Genomic DNA, 14430 nt, shown 5'->3' with positions numbered 1-14430 from the left:
TTCCCGGGCCCGCTCGTCACAGGTCCCATCCCTTCAGCAGCGACGCGACCCGGCCGCGTTCCGGCTCGGGCAGCGGCCGGCTGGGCGGCCGCACCTCGCGCCGGCACAGGCCCAGGACGGCCATCGCCTCCTTGACGACGCTGACGTTGTTCGCCGCCTGCCGTTCGGCGCGCAGCGCCTCGAACTCCCGTACGCGCTCCCAGACCGCCATGGCGGCGGCGTAGTCCCCGGCGCGCAGCGCCACCAGCATCGCCAGCGACAGCCGGGGGGCGACGTTGACCAGCCCGGAGGTGAAACCGGTGGCCCCCACCGCCCAGTACGACGGCGCGTACAGCTCGGCCAGTCCGGCGACCCAGGTGAACCGGTCCAGGCCCGCGTCCCGGGCGACCGCCGCGAACCGCGCCGCGTCCGGCACCGCGTACTTCACGCCGAGCACATTGGGGCAGAGCTCGCCGAGCCGCGCGATGCGCTCCCCGTCCAGCAGCTCGTTGCGGATGTACGGGACGACGCCCAGCTCGGGCACCGCCTCGGCGATGGCGCGGTGGTAGTCGACCCAGCCGTCCTGCGACACGTACGGGTGCACCGGCTGATGGACCATCACCATCTCGGCGCCGCAGTCCCGGGCGTGCCGGGCGGCGCCGACGGCGGTGGGCACGTCGTGGCCGACCCCGACCACGACGGTCGCCTGCCCGCCGGTCTCCGCCATGGTCTCCTCGACGACGGTGCGCCGTTCCTCGGGCGTGAGGGCGTAGAACTCCCCGGTGTTGCCGTTCGGGGTGACGGTGACGACTCCCCCGTCGAGCAGCCGGCGCAGCAGCGCGCGGTAGGTGGTCCGTTCGACGCGGCCTTCCGCGCCGAACGGCGTCACCGGTATCGCCACGACCTCGGCGAGAGCCGCTTTCAGCCGTGCCTGGTCCATGCTGTCCGCCCTTTCCGTGCGCGGCGCGTGCCGCGGTCTGTGCTCCGGGCCGCCGTTCGCGGGGCGGTCCGTCGCCGGGATGGCGGCCCGCCGGGTGGTGCCGGGCCGTCGGTGCGGTGCTGTGTGCTGTGCGGGTGCCGGTCCGTGGCGCCGGCCCGGGCAACTCGGTGGGCCGGTACCGCGGTTGACCGGTGATGCTCCGGCCGGTGCTGCCGTCGTGCCGTGCGGGTGGTGCGGTGTGGTGCGAGTGGTGTGGTGCAGGTGGTGCAGGTGGTGCGCGGTCCGGGGCGTGGCCGGCGCCGGACGCCGTCCGGACCGCGGTCAGGGGGCGGCGGGCCGCTCCGGCACCGCCGTGTCCGGTGCCGCAGCGTCCGGTACGGCGTCCGGGAAGGCCCGCCGCACGAAGGAGCCGATGTGGTCGTGGAGCAGCCGTGCCGCGCCGTCCGCGTCCCCCGCGAGCGCCGTGCGCAGGATCTCCCGGTGCTCGCGCGCCTCCCGTTCCCAGGACGGCACCGACGCCCAGGCGACCGCCGACACCAGGGCCGCCTGGTCGCGCAGATCGTCGAGCATCCGGGCGAGCAGCGGATTGCCGCAGGGCAGGTACAGCGCCCGGTGGAAGTCCCGGTTGGCCAGGCTCCGGTCGGCGCGGTCCGAGGAGTGGTCGGCGCGCTCCAGCGCCTCCCGTGCCGCCTCCAGCGACGCCTCGCGGGTGACCGAGCGGCGCAGCGCCTCCGGCTCCAGCAGCAGCCGGACGTCGTAGACCTCGCGGGCCATGGCGGCGTCCACGGTCCGCACGGTGACGCCCTTGTACTGGTTCATGACGACGAGACCGGAGCCCGCGAGCGTCTTCAGGGCCTCCCGCACCGGGGTCTTGGAGACGCCGAACCGCTGCGCCAGCTCCGTCTCCACCAGCGCCTGGCCGGGGCTCAGCCGGCCGGTGAGGATGGCGTGTTTGACGGCCTCCAGCACGACCTGGGTGCGGGAGGGGATCGGGGCCGGAGTGGCGGGGAGCGGGCCGGGCGCAGTGACCATGAAGGCTCTCAGATCTCGCGTATCGCGTCTCATATATGACGTACGAAGGACGACGCGATGAAGCTAGGGCCGGGCCGCCGTCCCGTCAATGCCCCGCGCGCCACGAGATTTCCGCACACCTCCGGCGGACCGGGGGCGCCAACCGGGCCGCCCGGCCCGCCCGTTCAGCCGAGGAACGCCCCGACCTGCGCGAGGTCGGCGTCAGAGGCCAGTCCGGCGTGGTAGAGCCGGAGTTCGTCCGCGCCCAGTCCGGCCGCGTGCGCCGCATCCGCCTCCAGCGTCGCCGGGCTGCCGCCCATACCGGAGACGACCGTGAAGTTCGCCGCGAGGACCGCCCCTTCGGGCCGGACCCGGGCGAACGGGTCCAGAACGGCTGCCCGCACCGCCCGTCCGCCCTCGCCCCCCGCGCAGGGCAGCACGGCGCCGTCGGCGTACTCCAGCAGATCCTCCGGGTCCGCGCCCGCGTTGGCCCCGCACCGGTGCCAGGCCGGGTCGGCGTGGAGCAGCACCTGGAACCCCGGCCGCGCCGCCCGGCGCACCGCCGCGACCGCCGCCCGCCGGAGTCCGCCCGCGACGCTCCGGCGCCAGCGGCGCGTCACGTCGGCGAGTTCCTCGCCGAGCAGTTTCTCCACCGCCGCCCACTCCGTGTCCCGGTCCCCCGCCGGGCCCGCCTCCGGTCCGGGCTCCCCGCGCCACAGCGGCTCCAGGGCCGTCACCACCGCGGCCCGCAGCCGCTCCGGATCGGCACCCGTCCCGGCGTACCCCTCCTCGCAGACCTCGCAGAAGCAGAGCGACATCAGATAGTGCCCGGCGCCGCCGAGCGCGACCCCGGCCGTCTTGTCGTGCGCGTGCAGATGCGCCAGGCCGTACCAGCCGCAGGACTCCAGTTCGGTGCCGCGCGCCCCGGGCCGCACGGCGGCCTCGGCTGCCAGCTCCACCGCGTACTCCCGCACCTCGGGCCGGGCGATGCAGGGCGCCCACGGATACCGGTCGCCGTAGGCGTTGCGCACCGTGATCTCCGGATGCTCCTCGCCCAGCCGGGAGTTGTGCGCCAGCACCACCCAGCTGTGCACCTCCAGCCCCGCCCCGGCCAGGGCCTCCGCCGCCTCCCCGAACGGATCGCGGCCCTCGGTCCACCGCTGCTCGTACGGTTTCAGCGCGCGCCCCGACCAGCGGGCCGGGTCGGGCGGGTAGAGCACCGCCGAGTGGCGCGCCGTGACGATCCGGTGCCGGGGGTGGCGGGGTGTCAGGGCCCGGGTCGAGTGGTAGGCGGAGGCCAGCGTCACCTGCCGCACCCCCAGCCGGGCCACCCGGACCGGGGCGTACGGGTCACCGACCACGTCCCAGGGGTAGAGAAAGGCCGAGGCTCGCATGTCGTCTCCTCACCGGCCCGCCGCCCGCTCGGCCGGCGGACCCTCCGCGGAAGCGGTCACGCTAAGGCGGCGCCCGGAAGCGGTCAAGAGAGCGGCCACGGGGGGATGACAGCGCTTACTACCCGATGGCAGAGTCTTACCCGGAGATCGTGAACAGGCTCCGCCGCGCACGGCTGCGCACCACGTCCGCCCCGAACCGGCCCCCGGCCCGCCGGCCGCCGCCCTCCCGAGGAGACACCGCCATGCCCGCAGACCGCACCGTCCTGCTCACCGGCGCCGCCGGCGGCCTCGGCACCCTGATGCGCGACCTGCTGCCCCCGTACGGCTACACCCTCCGGCTGCTCGACCGCGTGCCGGTGCCGGACGTCCCCGACGGCACCGAGGCGGTCACGGCCGACCTCGCCGACCGGGAGGCCCTCCGGGAGGCGGTCCGCGGTGTCGACGCGATCATCCATCTCGCCGGGATCTCCCTCGAATCCACCTTCGAGAACATCCTCGACTCCAACATCCGGGGCACCTACCACCTCTACGAGGCCGCCCGCGAAGAGGGCGTGCGCCGCGTGGTCTTCGCCTCCAGCAACCACGCCGTCGGCTTCCTCCCCCGCCCCGCCGGCGAGGACGCCCCGCCACTGCCCGTCGAGGCCCCTCACCGGCCCGACACCTTCTACGGCCTCTCCAAGTGCTTCGGCGAGGACCTGGCCTCCCTCTACTGGGACAAGCACGGCATCGAGACCGTCTCCATCCGCATCGGCTCCTGCTTCCCCGAGCCCACCACCGTCCGGATGCTCTCCCTCTGGCTCAGCCCGCCGGACGCCGCCCGGCTGCTGCACGCGGCTCTGACCGCCGAGGACGTCGGCCACACCGTCGTCTACGGCAGTTCCGCCAACACCCGCCTGTGGTGGGACCTCTCCTCCGCCCGGGCGCTGGGCTACGAGCCGCGGGACGACTCGGAGCCGTACGCGGCGAAGCTCGTCGCCGAACAGGGCGCCCTCGACCCGGCCAACCCCGACCACGCCCATCTCGGCGGCCACTTCTGCACCGACCCGCCCCGCTGGCCGCACTGACCGGCCGCACCGGGCCGGCCCACCGGCCCCGCCGCGCGGAGGCGCGGGCGGGGTCGTCAGGCCGGGGCCGGGGAGCCGTGTCCCGCGCGGCGGCGCAGAGGGCAGCCAGGTACTCGTCCACGGGCTGGACGCGGCCGGAGAGGGGCTCCGCGGCGGTGCGCCAGTGGATGGCGGCGATCTCCTCGTTCGGGGTGAACGGGCGGGGCACCGAGGTCCGTCCGGTGTAGACGGCCCCGTACACCAGGCGCCGCCGGCGCCCCAGGGTGTAGAGCCCGTAGCCGGTGAAGCGGAGCTCGTCGGCGACCTGGCCGGACTCCTCGGCGAGTTCGCGGACCGCCGCCTCGCGCGGGCTCTCCCCGGGGTCGATGCCCCCGCCGGGCAGTTCCCAGGTGGCGCGGTCCCGCTCGTAGACCATCAGCAGTCTGTCGCCGTGCCACAGCGCCACGAGGGACATGCCGATCTCGGCCTCGCGGAAGCGGGTGTCCTCGGGGACGCGGTGGAACGCGTGCAGGGTGAGGCCGCGGCCGTCGCTGACCAGGGAATCGGTGCGTGCTCGTCTCATTCCTGGACTCTAAGGCCGGAACGGCGCGGTCCACAGGCCGGAGCGGGACCGCGCGGGCGGGCGTACGGCCCGTACGCCCGCCCGCGGCGTCACGGTACGACCACGATCTTCCGGCCCTCCCCCGCCGCGAACCGCTCCAGCGCCTCCGGGTAACTCTCCAGCGGCATCCGGTCGCTGATGAAGACCCCGGGGTCGATGACGCCCGCCGCGAAGAGCTCCGCGGCGCGCTCGTAGCTGTGCAGGACGGCCATCGAGCCGGTGATGGTGATCTCCTGGTTGTAGATCCGGTACGGCTCGATGACGGCGGTGGTGGCGTAGTCGGCGACCCCGAACTGCAGGAACGTGCCGGCCTTGGCGACCCGTCCCAGACCGTCCTGGATCGCCGCGGCGTTGCCGGTGGCGTCGATGACGACGTCCCAGCCCCCGGGCCGGCCGAACTCCGCGGCGGCCGCGGCGGTGCGCGAGCAGCCCAGCGTCCGGGCGGTGGCGAGGCGTTCGGCGCTGATGTCGACGACGTCGACGCTCGCGGCCCCGGTCCGCTTGGCGAGTTCCAGCATCATCAGGCCCATCGTGCCGGAGCCGTAGATCAGCACATGGGCGCCCATGCGCGCCGACAGCACGTCGTAGCCGCGCACGGCGCAGGACAGCGGCTCGATGAGCGCGGCGTCCTGGAGGCCGACGTGGTCCGGGAGCTTGATGCAGTTGGCGGCGGGGGCGAGGGCGTACTCGGCCGCGCCGCCGGCCGCGGACACGCCGATGGCGGCCCACCGGTCGCACAGATTGTTGTGGCCGGTGCGGCAGTAGCGGCACTCCTGGCAGTACAGCGAGGGGTCCACCGCCACCCGGTCACCGGCCTTCAGTCCGCTGACGGCGCTGCCGGTGCCGACCACCTCGCCGGCGAACTCGTGCCCCGGCACCAGCGGCAGCGAGGGGGCGAACTCGCCCTGCAGGATGTGGAGATCGGTTCCGCACAGCCCGCAGGCGGCGACCTTGACGACCACCTCGCGGGGCCCGGGACGGGGTCGGGGACGGTGGCCAGCACGGCCTTGCCGGGCGACTCGATGACGGCGGCTCTCATTTGACGGCTCCGAGAGACAGGCCCTGGACCAGTTTGTCCTGGGCGGCGAACCCCGCGGCGAGCACCGGCAGGGAGATGACGACGGAGGCGGCGCACACCTTGGCCAGGAACAGCCCCTGGCTGGTGATGAAACCGGTCAGGAAGACCGGCGCGGTCTGCGCGGTCACCCCGGTGAGGACACGGGCGAACAGCATCTCGTTCCAGCTGAAGATGAAGCAGATCAGCGCGGTGGCGGCGATGCCGGGCCCCACGAGCGGGGCGATCACCCGGCCGAGGACGGTGGGCAGCCGCGCCCCGTCGAGCTGCGCGGCCTCGATGAGGGCGGCGGGCACCTCGGCGAGGAAGGACTGCATCATCCACACCGCGATCGGCAGGTTCATCGAGGTGTAGAGGAGGACGAGCAGCCAGATGTTGTCGAGCAGCCCGGTGTTCCGGGCGAACAGGTACACCGGCAGCAGCCCGGCGATCACCGGCAGCATCTTGGTCGACAGGAAGAAGAACAGCACGTCCCGCCATTTGCGCACCGGCCGGAGGGAGAGGGCGTACGCCGCCGGGAACGCCAGCAGCAGCACCGCGGCGGTGGAGAAGAGCGACGCCATGGCCGAGTTGGCCAGCGAGGGCCAGGGGCCGGCGGCGCCGGTGGCGAAGAACTCGCGGTAGCCCTCCAGCGTGAGCGGGGCGGCGAGCGAGGGCGGGTTGGTCGCGGCGTCGGCCTCGGAGTGCAGGGAGGTGAGGGTCATCCAGGCGACCGGCAGGAAGAACACGATGCCGGCGAGCCAGGCCAGCATCCCGAGCGCGGTGTTCCGGCGCCGGGCGCGCCGCACCGCCGGATGCGGGACGGTACGGCCGGGGGGTCCGGCGGGGCGGACGCCGCCGCCGGCGCGGCGGGCGGCGGGGACGGGGGCGGGGCGGTCATGACCCGGACACCTCCTCGCTGAACAGGGACGAGACCACGCGCAGGGCGAAGACGGCGATGGCGATCGAGCCGATGACGACCAGCACCCCCGCGGCCGAGGCGAGGCCGTACTCATGGGCCTTGTAGAAGGTGTGGTAGATCGTGTACGGCAGGTTGGCGGTGCCCAGCGAGCCGGCGGTGAGGGTGAACACCGCGTCGAAGTGCTGGACGATGTAGATCGAGCCCAGCAGCGCCCCCAGTTCCAGATAGCGCCGCAGGTGCGGCAGCGTCAGATAGCGGAAGACCTGCCAGGAGCCGGCGCCGTCCAGCCGGGCCGCCTCGGCCGTCTCCAGCGGCCGGCTCTGCAGCCCCGCCAGCAGGATGAGCATCATGAACGGCGTCCACTGCCACACCAGCGACGCCGCCACCGCGGGCAGCGGCATGTCGGAGAGCCAGTCGGGCTGCACGGGATCGTCCACGCCGAACAGCCCGCCCAGCCAGGCCAGGGCGCCGTTGAACAGCCCGTACTCCGGGTTGTAGAGGGCGTGCTTCCACAGCAGCGCGGCGGCGACGGGGACGACCAGGAAGGGGGCGATCAGCATCGTGCGCACCACGCCCCGGCCGCGGAAGGACCGGTCCAGCAGCAGGGCCAGGCCGAGTCCCAGGAGCAGGCTCGCCAGCACCACGGACACGGTGAGCACCACCGTGGTGACGACGGAGGACCGCAGCCGCGGGTCGGAGAGCACCGTGCCGTAGTTGGACAGCCCGGTGAACTCCCGGCCGCCGGGGTCGAGTGCGTACCAGTCGAACACGGAGATGAAGAGCGTCGCCGCGAACGGGAGCTGGGTGACGGCGATCAGGAAGACCAGCGCGGGCAGCAGGGGGGCGCGGGTGGCCCAGGCCCCAGCCGCGCGGGGCGGCCGGGGCCGGGCGGGCGCCCGGGGCGGGGAGGCGGCGGGCGGCGGGGAGGCCGCGGTGAGCTGTCCGGTCATCGGTCCCGGTACTCCTTGCCGACGGCCTCGGCCAGCCGCTGCGAGGCGGCCAGCGCCTGCTTCACCGACTTGCGTCCGGCGATGGCCGCGCTGATCTCCTGGGAGACCTTGGTGCCCAGGTCGGTGAACTCGGGTATGCCGACGAACTGGATGCCGGGCGCGGGCCGCTTCTGCACGCCCGGGTCGCGCGGGTCGGCCCCCGTGATGGCGGTCCGGGCCACCTCGGAGAAGGCGCCGGCCGCCTTGCGGTACTCGGGGCGCTCGTAGGTGGAGGCGCGCTTCCCGGCCGGTACGTTGGCCCAGCCGATCTCCTCGCCGACCAGTTCCTCGTACTCCTTGCCGGAGGCCCAGGAGATGAACTTCCAGGCGTCGTCGGGGTTCTCCGAGGCCTTCTGCACCCCCCAGGCCCAGGTGTAGAGCCAGCCGGAGCTCTCGGTCTCCTCCACCGGCGCGGGCACGTAACCGATCTTGCCCTTCACGGGGGAGCCGGCGGCCTCCAGCGATCCGGCGCCGGCGGTGGCGTCGTACCACATGGCCGTCTTGCCCTGGGTCATGTTGTTCAGGCACTCGGCGTACCCGGCCTGGGCGGCGCCCGCCTCGCCGTGCTCGCGCACCAGGTCCACGTAGAACTCGGTGGCCTCGGTGAACTCGGGGGAGGTGAGCCGGGCGTTCCAGTCCGCGTCGAACCAGGTGCCGCCGAAGGTGTTGACGACCGTGGTCAGCGGCGCCATGACCTCGCCCCAGCCGGGCAGTCCGCGCAGGCAGATGCCCTTCATGCCCTTCTCCTCGGCGTCCACCTCCGCGGCGAGGTCCGCGACCTCCTGCCAGGTGGGCTTCTCGGGCATGGTCAGCCCGTGCTTCTCGAAGACGTCCCGGCGGTACATCAGGAAGGACGACTCGCCGTAGAAGGGCTGGCCGTAGAGCTTGCCGTCCTCGCCGGTGAGCGAGAGCCGCATCGGCTCCAGGACGTCGTCCTGGTCGAACGCCTCGTCCTCGGCCACATAGGAGTCGAGGGCGTGCAGCCAGCCGTTGCCGGCGTAGATGGGGGCCTCGTAGTTGCTGATGGTGGCGACGTCGTACTGGCCCGCCTGGTTGGAGAAGTCCTGGCTGATCTTGTCGCGGACGTCGTTCTCGGGCAGCACCGTGAAGTTGACCTCGATGCCGGTCTCCTTGGTGAAGTGCTCGGCGGTGAGTTTCTGCAGTTCGGTCATCGGCGGGTTGTTGACCATCAGCACATTGATCGAGCCGTCCTCCGAGGCCGTGCCGCCGGCCCCGGCGCAGGCCGCCAGGAGACTTCCGGCCACCGCGGTGGCGATCAGGGTGCGTACCGGGGTGCGGATGGTTCTGCGTCGCATGTCGGGCTCCTTGCCGTGGGCGGGGTGAGGGCGGTCGAGGGGGCGGGGTGGCTGGGTCGTGGGGGGTGGAGGGGTGGAGGGGTGGAGGGACGGGTGCGCGGGTGTGCGGTGCCGTACCGCCGGCGGTGGGTGGGTCGCGGACGGTCTGTGGTCGGCGGTGTGCCTGTCGGGGGTGTGCGGGTGGTTCCGGGGGCGCGCGGCCGGTGGCCGCCGCCGGTCACACGCGGATGACCTGCGGTCCCAGGAGGGAGTAGCGGTGGGCTTCGGAGGACGGCAGGGCGGTGCTGGTGACGATCGCCTCGAAGTCGGAGACCTCCGCGAAGCGGCAGAAGCCCACGGCTCCGAACTTGGTGTGCACACCGGCGAAGACCCGGCGCCGTGCCGCCCGTACGGCGGTCGCCTTCACCTCGCCGACCACCGGGTCGGGTGTGGTCAGGCCGTGGAGCCGGGAGATGCCGTTGGCTCCGAGGAACGCCAGGTCGATGACGAATCCGGAGAGCATCCGGGTCGCCCAGTGGCCGACCGTGGCGAGGGTGCCGCCGCGCACCCGGCCGCCCAGCAGGAGCACGGTGAAGTTGTCCCGTCCGGCCAGCGTCCTGGCGGTGGCCAGGGAGGTGGTCACGACGGTCAGCGGGCGGTCGCGGGGCAGCGCCTCGGTGATGAGCTGCGGGGTGAAGCCCTCGTCGACGAAGAGCGTCTCGGCCTCGCCGAGCAGCTCGGCCGCCGCGGCGGCGATCCGCCGCTTCTCGGGCACGTGCAGGGTGGCGCGGAAGGCGAGCGTCGTCTCGAACCCCGGTGTCTCCACCGGGTAGGCGCCGCCATGGGTACGGCGCACCAGGCCGTGGTCCTCCAGGACCCGCAGGTCACGGCGGATGGTCTCCTTGGCGACGGCCAGTTTCTCGGCGAGCCGGGTGACCTCCACCGCACCCGTGTCCCGGGCCAGGGCGACAATCTCCCGCTGCCGTTCCTCGGCGTTCACCGGCGCACCTCCTTCACTCGCCCGGCCCCTCCCCCGGGGGTCTCCCGGAGCAGGTTGCCCGTGCGGGCCGTGAGGAGATTTGTACAGCCCGCGCAAGGGCCCGGCCAGGTTCCTGCCGAAGCCGATCCTGCCCGCCTGTGCCCGTTCCCGGAAGACTTCCGGAACGGTTCGACCTGGTGGGACGCGGGTGCGGCCGCCGTGGCCGGTGCCCGAACGGCGGGTCCGGATGCCCGTTCGATGCCCGTTCCCCCACGGCGGGCTGTCCGCGGCTGCCCGCGGCGGGCCGGCACCGCCGGGCGGGGCCCCTCCCCCGCCGGACGGGCCGGGTAATGGAACCGTAAAGCCGGGCCGATCGTTACCCCGGCATGACCGCTATGACCCCCGGCTCGAACATCCCTCTCTCCGTCCCCCGTGTGGCGGTGGACGTCACCGCACCGGCGCGGCTCGACGTATCGGGCCTGCTCCTGACCGCCGACGGAAAAGTCCGTTCCGACGAGGACTTCGTCTTCTACAACCAGCCCAGCGGCCCGGGGGTGACCCACCGCGGCGGTGGTGGCGGCGCCCCGGACGCCATCACCGTGGACACCGGTGCCGTACCGGCCGGGATCGACAAGGTGGTGGTGACGGCCAGCCTCGACGCCCCGGGGGCGACGTTCGCCGGCGCGGAGCCGACGGCCACGGTCCGCAACGCCGACGACGGCTCCGTACTCGCCACGTTCACGCCGCCGCGCCTCGGCCCGGAGACCGCCCTGGTGGTGGCCGAGGTGTACCGCAGGGGCGGCGCCTGGAAGGTGCGGGCCGTCGGACAGGGATACGCCGACGGACTGGCTGGCATCGCCACGGACTTCGGGGTGAGCGTGGAGGAGCCCGCCACCCCGGCCGCCCAGCCGGCTCCCCGCCGGCCGCCGCCACGGCTCCCCGCCCCCGCCTCCGGCCGCGCCCGCGATGCCGGCGGCTCCGGCCCCGGCCGCTCCGGCAACCGCCCGCGGCCCCTCCGCTCCCGGGACCGGGAAGATCAACCTGGACAAGGGCCGGGTCAGCCTGCAGAAGAACCAGACGGTCTCCCTGGTGAAGGGCGGCCGCCCACTGCTGACCTCCGTGCGGATGGGCCTCGGCTGGGAGCCGGCCTACCGGGGCAAGGACATCGACCTCGACGCCTCCGTGATCGCCTACGGCCCGGACCGCAAAAAAATCGACGCCTGCTACTTCGGCAAGCTCACCATCCTGGGCGGTGTCATCCAGCACTCCGGTGACAACCTCACCGGCGAGGGCGGCGGTGACGACGAGGCGATCACCGTCCATCTGGGCGATGTGCCATCGCAGGTCACCGGGCTGGTGTTCACGGTGAACTCCTTCTCCGGGCAGAAGTTCACCGAGGTCTCCAAGGCGTACTGCCGGCTGCTGGACGGCGCGGGCCAGGAGCTGGTGCGCTTCGACCTGACGGGGGCCGAGCCCCGCACGGGCGTGATGATGTGCAAGCTCATCCGGCAGTTCTCGGGCGAGTGGGAGATGACGGCGATGGGCGAGTACGTCGACTCCCGCACGGTCCGGGGCATGGTGAAGCCGGGCGCCAAGGCGCTCTAGGGGCCGCGCGGCGGGCGGCCGTTGACGCCGCCCGCCGCCCCAGCCGTGGTGGCCGGGCGTCCGGAGTCTGCGGGCCGGGCGGAGCCGGGCCGCACCGGGCACGGCGGCGTCCGGGCCGGGCATCCGGGCGTCCCGGGCCCGTGGCGTCCCCCGGGCCGGAGGCGCGGGGGTGTCAGCGGGGCTGCCGGCGCCACGGGCCGGTGATGGCGAGCATGATCCCGGGCTCCTGGATGTTGGCGTACAGCGTCTTGCCGTCGGGTGAGAAGACCACACCGGTGAACTCGCTGTACTCCGGCTCCTCCGCGGTGCCGACGTTCACCTCGTTCCGGGCGATCGGGTACATCCGGCCGCTCTCCGTGGCGCCGAAGAGGTGCTGGACGCCCTCGCCGTCCTCGGCGATGATCAGCCCGCCGTACGGCGAGACGGTGATGTTGTCCGGGCCGTCGAACGCGCCGTCCTCGAAGGGCTTGGCGTTGACGCCGAGGATGACCTTGAGGGTGAGGGTCCGGCGCCGGGGGTCGTAGAACCAGACCTGGCCGTCGTGCGGCCGGCCCGGGCTCTCCTCACGGGCGTAGGAGGAGACGAAGTACGCCCCGCCGTCGGCCCACCACATGCCCTCCAGCTTGCGGCCCCGGGTGACACCTCCGTCCTCGAACTGCTTGCGCACGGGGACGGTGCGGGCGTCGCGGTCGGGAACATCCACCCAGTCGACGCCGTAGACGGTGCCCGCCCGGGTGGCCCGGGAGAGGTCGTCGACGAAACGGCCGCCGGAGTCGTAGCACTTGGGCGCCTGGAGGACGCCGGCGTCGTCGGCCAGCGTACGGAGCCGGCCGCGACCGTGTTCGAAGCCCTTCGGCGGGACCCAGCGGTAGAAGAGGCCGTTGGGCTCGTCGTCGTCCTCCGTCAGGTACATGTGGCCGCGCCGCGGGTCGACGACGACGGCCTCGTGGTCGTAGCGGCCCAGTGCCTTGACCGGCCGGGGTGCGCGGTTGGCGCGCCGGTCGAGGGGATCGACCTCGAAGACGTAGCCGTGGTCCTTGGTCATCCCGTTCTCGCCGGCCCGGTCGGAGTTCTCCTCGCAGGTCAGCCAGGTGTTCCAGGGGGTGCGGCCGCCGGAGCAGTTGTCGGAGGTGCCGGCGATGCCGACCCACTGGGCGACCTCGCCGCCGCGGCGCACCTCGACGACGGTGCAGCCGCCGGGCGCCGCGGGGTCGTAGACCAGGCCGTCGGCGAGCGGAACGGGGTGCTCGGTCTCCTCGCGCGGGCCGTCGATCTCGTGGTTGACGACGAGCAGGGTCGCGCCGCGCGGACCGGCGAAGGCGGCGGTGCCGTCGTGGTTCGAGGGAGTGGGCTCGCCGGACTCCAGTTCGGTGACGCCGGTACGGGAGATGACCCGGTACGAGAAGCCCTCGGGCAGCGCGACGATGCCCTCGGGGTCGTCCCGCAGCGGCCCGTAACCGACGCCCCGCGGGGGGTGCTGCCGGTCCGTGCCGGCGGCCTCGGCCGCCCGGGATCCCTCGTCCCCGCCGCCGATGCCGATGGCGTCGGGCGCGCCGGCCAGCACACCGACGCTGCCGGCGAGTACCACGCCCGCACCGGTGTAGGCGGACCCTCTCGCGAAATCCCTGCGGGTGAGCGGCATCTTCATCTCCTGCGTGGCCGGATCGATCCCCTGCTCTACGGGAACCACGGTGCCCGGCCCCGCCGAACACCGGTTGAACACCGCCCGACGGCCGTTCGTCCATTGGGCGAGCCACCGGCCGGAAGACGGGGTCCCGCCGGCCGGCGAGGGCATCACCCCGGGCGCCCCGCGCGAGGGAGAGCGGCTCAACGCCCCCGCGAGCGCGCCTTGTACGCCGCCTGGCGGGCCGCTTTCGCCACCGCGCGGTCGGGGTGCAGCCGCCCCATCGCCTCCAGGACCTCCCCGGTCGCCGGGTGGTCCACCCGCCAGGCCGTGTCGAAGAAGGCGCCGTGCTGCCCCACCAGCCCCAGGACCAGCTCCTCCAGTTCGGCGGAGTCGCCGTCCGCGCCGAGCTGGGCCGCGAGGGTGTCGACGGTCAGCCAGAAGACCATCTCCTCCGAGGGCTCGGGCACCCCCGTCGCCCCGTGCTCCGCCAGCCAGACCCGGGCGAGCCCGCCGAGGTGCCGGTCGTCCAGCACCTCGCGCAGCGCGGGCTCGGCCTCCCGGCCGATCAGGGCCAGGGCCTGCTGGCAGCCGAGCCGGCGCAGCGGCGCGGCCGGGTCGTCGCCCCGGCCCGCGGCGAGGAGTTCCCGGGCGGCGGCGACGGGATCGCGCCGGTCCAGCCACTCCTCGACCTCGTCCCGGGCCGCGGCCTCCGGGTATCCGGTGACGGTGTCCAGCAGGGTTTCCGCGCCCTGTCCGGCGAGATCCCCGGTGAGCGGCGCGGTGATGCCCGCGTCGAGCAGACGGGCGCGCACGCCGTGGGCGCCGAGAGCGGTCAGCCGGACCATGCCGTAGCGGGCGGCGGCATCGCCCCGGCCGGACACCGCGGCACGCCCGGCACCGGTCCCGCCGCCCCGTCCCCGGCGGCGCCCCGCCTGTGCCGTCCGCCGGTTCGCCGGGCCCGTCCAGTTCC

10 protein-coding genes and 3 pseudogenes are annotated in these 14430 nt (G+C 73.9%); 2 read left to right on the top strand and 11 right to left on the bottom strand.

The annotated features are described in order from the left end of the window. Positions 1-16 precede the first annotated feature (16 nt). From E4N63_RS25560 to E4N63_RS25550, 3 genes are all read right to left on the bottom strand, one after another. Positions 17-919, bottom strand: coding sequence for a dihydrodipicolinate synthase family protein (locus tag E4N63_RS25560; protein WP_230241785.1), 903 nt, complete (start codon positions 917-919; stop codon positions 17-19). Positions 920-1240: 321 nt separating this feature from the next. Next, positions 1241-1951: a GntR family transcriptional regulator gene (locus E4N63_RS25555; RefSeq protein WP_125626324.1), complete on the bottom strand. Its 711-nt coding sequence runs from the start codon at positions 1949-1951 to the stop codon at positions 1241-1243. A 164-nt stretch (positions 1952-2115) separates the two neighbouring features. Then, positions 2116-3324, bottom strand: coding sequence for a family 10 glycosylhydrolase (locus E4N63_RS25550; RefSeq protein WP_230241784.1), 1209 nt, complete (start codon positions 3322-3324; stop codon positions 2116-2118). Between the two features lie 242 nt (positions 3325-3566). Here E4N63_RS25550 and E4N63_RS25545 point away from each other — a divergent pair, with 242 nt between their 5' ends. Further along, positions 3567-4388 carry an NAD(P)-dependent oxidoreductase gene (locus E4N63_RS25545; RefSeq protein ID WP_230241783.1) on the top strand — a complete coding sequence of 274 codons (822 nt, stop codon included), beginning with the start codon at positions 3567-3569 and terminating at the stop codon, positions 4386-4388. Between the two features lie 175 nt (positions 4389-4563). On the opposite strand, the pseudogene E4N63_RS25540 reads toward E4N63_RS25545, so the two are convergent. From E4N63_RS25540 to E4N63_RS25515, 6 genes and pseudogenes are all read right to left on the bottom strand, one after another. Next, positions 4564-4803: pseudogene (locus tag E4N63_RS25540) on the bottom strand (NUDIX hydrolase); the annotation flags it as partial. Between the two features lie 236 nt (positions 4804-5039). After that, positions 5040-6028: pseudogene (locus tag E4N63_RS25535) on the bottom strand (zinc-dependent alcohol dehydrogenase family protein). After that, on the bottom strand, positions 6025-6816 hold the full coding sequence (locus E4N63_RS25530) for a carbohydrate ABC transporter permease (RefSeq protein ID WP_125626329.1): 792 nt from the start codon (positions 6814-6816) through the stop codon (positions 6025-6027). The pseudogene E4N63_RS25535 and the gene E4N63_RS25530 overlap by 4 nt, the downstream one beginning before the upstream one ends. Before the next feature lie 124 nt (positions 6817-6940). Continuing rightward, positions 6941-7915 carry a carbohydrate ABC transporter permease gene (locus tag E4N63_RS25525; protein ID WP_230241782.1) on the bottom strand — a complete coding sequence of 325 codons (975 nt, stop codon included), beginning with the start codon at positions 7913-7915 and terminating at the stop codon, positions 6941-6943. After that, positions 7912-9270 carry a sugar ABC transporter substrate-binding protein gene (locus tag E4N63_RS25520; RefSeq protein ID WP_125627112.1) on the bottom strand — a complete coding sequence of 453 codons (1359 nt, stop codon included), beginning with the start codon at positions 9268-9270 and terminating at the stop codon, positions 7912-7914. Before E4N63_RS25520 ends, E4N63_RS25525 begins: the two co-directional genes overlap by 4 nt. A 217-nt stretch (positions 9271-9487) precedes the next feature. Next, positions 9488-10249 carry a DeoR/GlpR family DNA-binding transcription regulator gene (locus E4N63_RS25515; protein ID WP_125626024.1) on the bottom strand — a complete coding sequence of 254 codons (762 nt, stop codon included), beginning with the start codon at positions 10247-10249 and terminating at the stop codon, positions 9488-9490. 374 nt (positions 10250-10623) lie between these two features. On the opposite strand from E4N63_RS25515, the pseudogene E4N63_RS25510 reads away from it, so the two are divergent. Continuing rightward, positions 10624-11833, top strand: a pseudogene (locus E4N63_RS25510) (TerD family protein). Positions 11834-12005: 172 nt separating this feature from the next. Here E4N63_RS25510 and E4N63_RS25505 read toward each other — a convergent pair. Together E4N63_RS25505 and E4N63_RS31285 are read right to left on the bottom strand one after the other, a co-directional pair. Next, positions 12006-13475, bottom strand: coding sequence for an alkaline phosphatase PhoX (locus E4N63_RS25505; RefSeq protein ID WP_125626922.1), 1470 nt, complete (start codon positions 13473-13475; stop codon positions 12006-12008). A gap of 185 nt (positions 13476-13660) precedes the next feature. Further along, positions 13661-14341, bottom strand: a complete 681-nt coding sequence (locus E4N63_RS31285) for a hypothetical protein (RefSeq protein ID WP_308188744.1) — start codon at positions 14339-14341, stop codon at positions 13661-13663. Positions 14342-14430 lie beyond the last annotated feature (89 nt).

It is taken from the genome of Streptomyces sp. MNU89 (assembly GCF_020982505.1).
Taxonomy (GTDB): Bacteria; Actinomycetota; Actinomycetes; order Streptomycetales; family Streptomycetaceae; genus Streptomyces; species Streptomyces xinghaiensis.
The sequence above is the reverse complement of the archived record's forward strand: the minus strand, read 5'-3'. Positions and strand labels throughout refer to the sequence as shown.

Bases quoted from the DNA above. Each gene is read 5' to 3' on its own strand.
- E4N63_RS25550 (WP_230241784.1), bottom strand. From the start codon at position 3,324: ATGCGAGCCTCGGCCTTTCTCTACCCCTGGGACGTGGTCGGTGACCCG.
- E4N63_RS25555 (WP_125626324.1), bottom strand. From the start codon at position 1,951: ATGGTCACTGCGCCCGGCCCGCTCCCCGCCACTCCGGCCCCGATCCCC.
- E4N63_RS25530 (WP_125626329.1), bottom strand. From the start codon at position 6,816: ATGCTGGCCTGGCTCGCCGGCATCGTGTTCTTCCTGCCGGTCGCCTGG.
- E4N63_RS25545 (WP_230241783.1), top strand. From the start codon at position 3,567: ATGCCCGCAGACCGCACCGTCCTGCTCACCGGCGCCGCCGGCGGCCTC.
- E4N63_RS25560 (WP_230241785.1), bottom strand. From the start codon at position 919: ATGGACCAGGCACGGCTGAAAGCGGCTCTCGCCGAGGTCGTGGCGATA.
- E4N63_RS25505 (WP_125626922.1), bottom strand. From the start codon at position 13,475: ATGCCGCTCACCCGCAGGGATTTCGCGAGAGGGTCCGCCTACACCGGT.
- E4N63_RS25520 (WP_125627112.1), bottom strand. From the start codon at position 9,270: ATGCGACGCAGAACCATCCGCACCCCGGTACGCACCCTGATCGCCACC.
- E4N63_RS25525 (WP_230241782.1), bottom strand. From the start codon at position 7,915: ATGACCGGACAGCTCACCGCGGCCTCCCCGCCGCCCGCCGCCTCCCCG.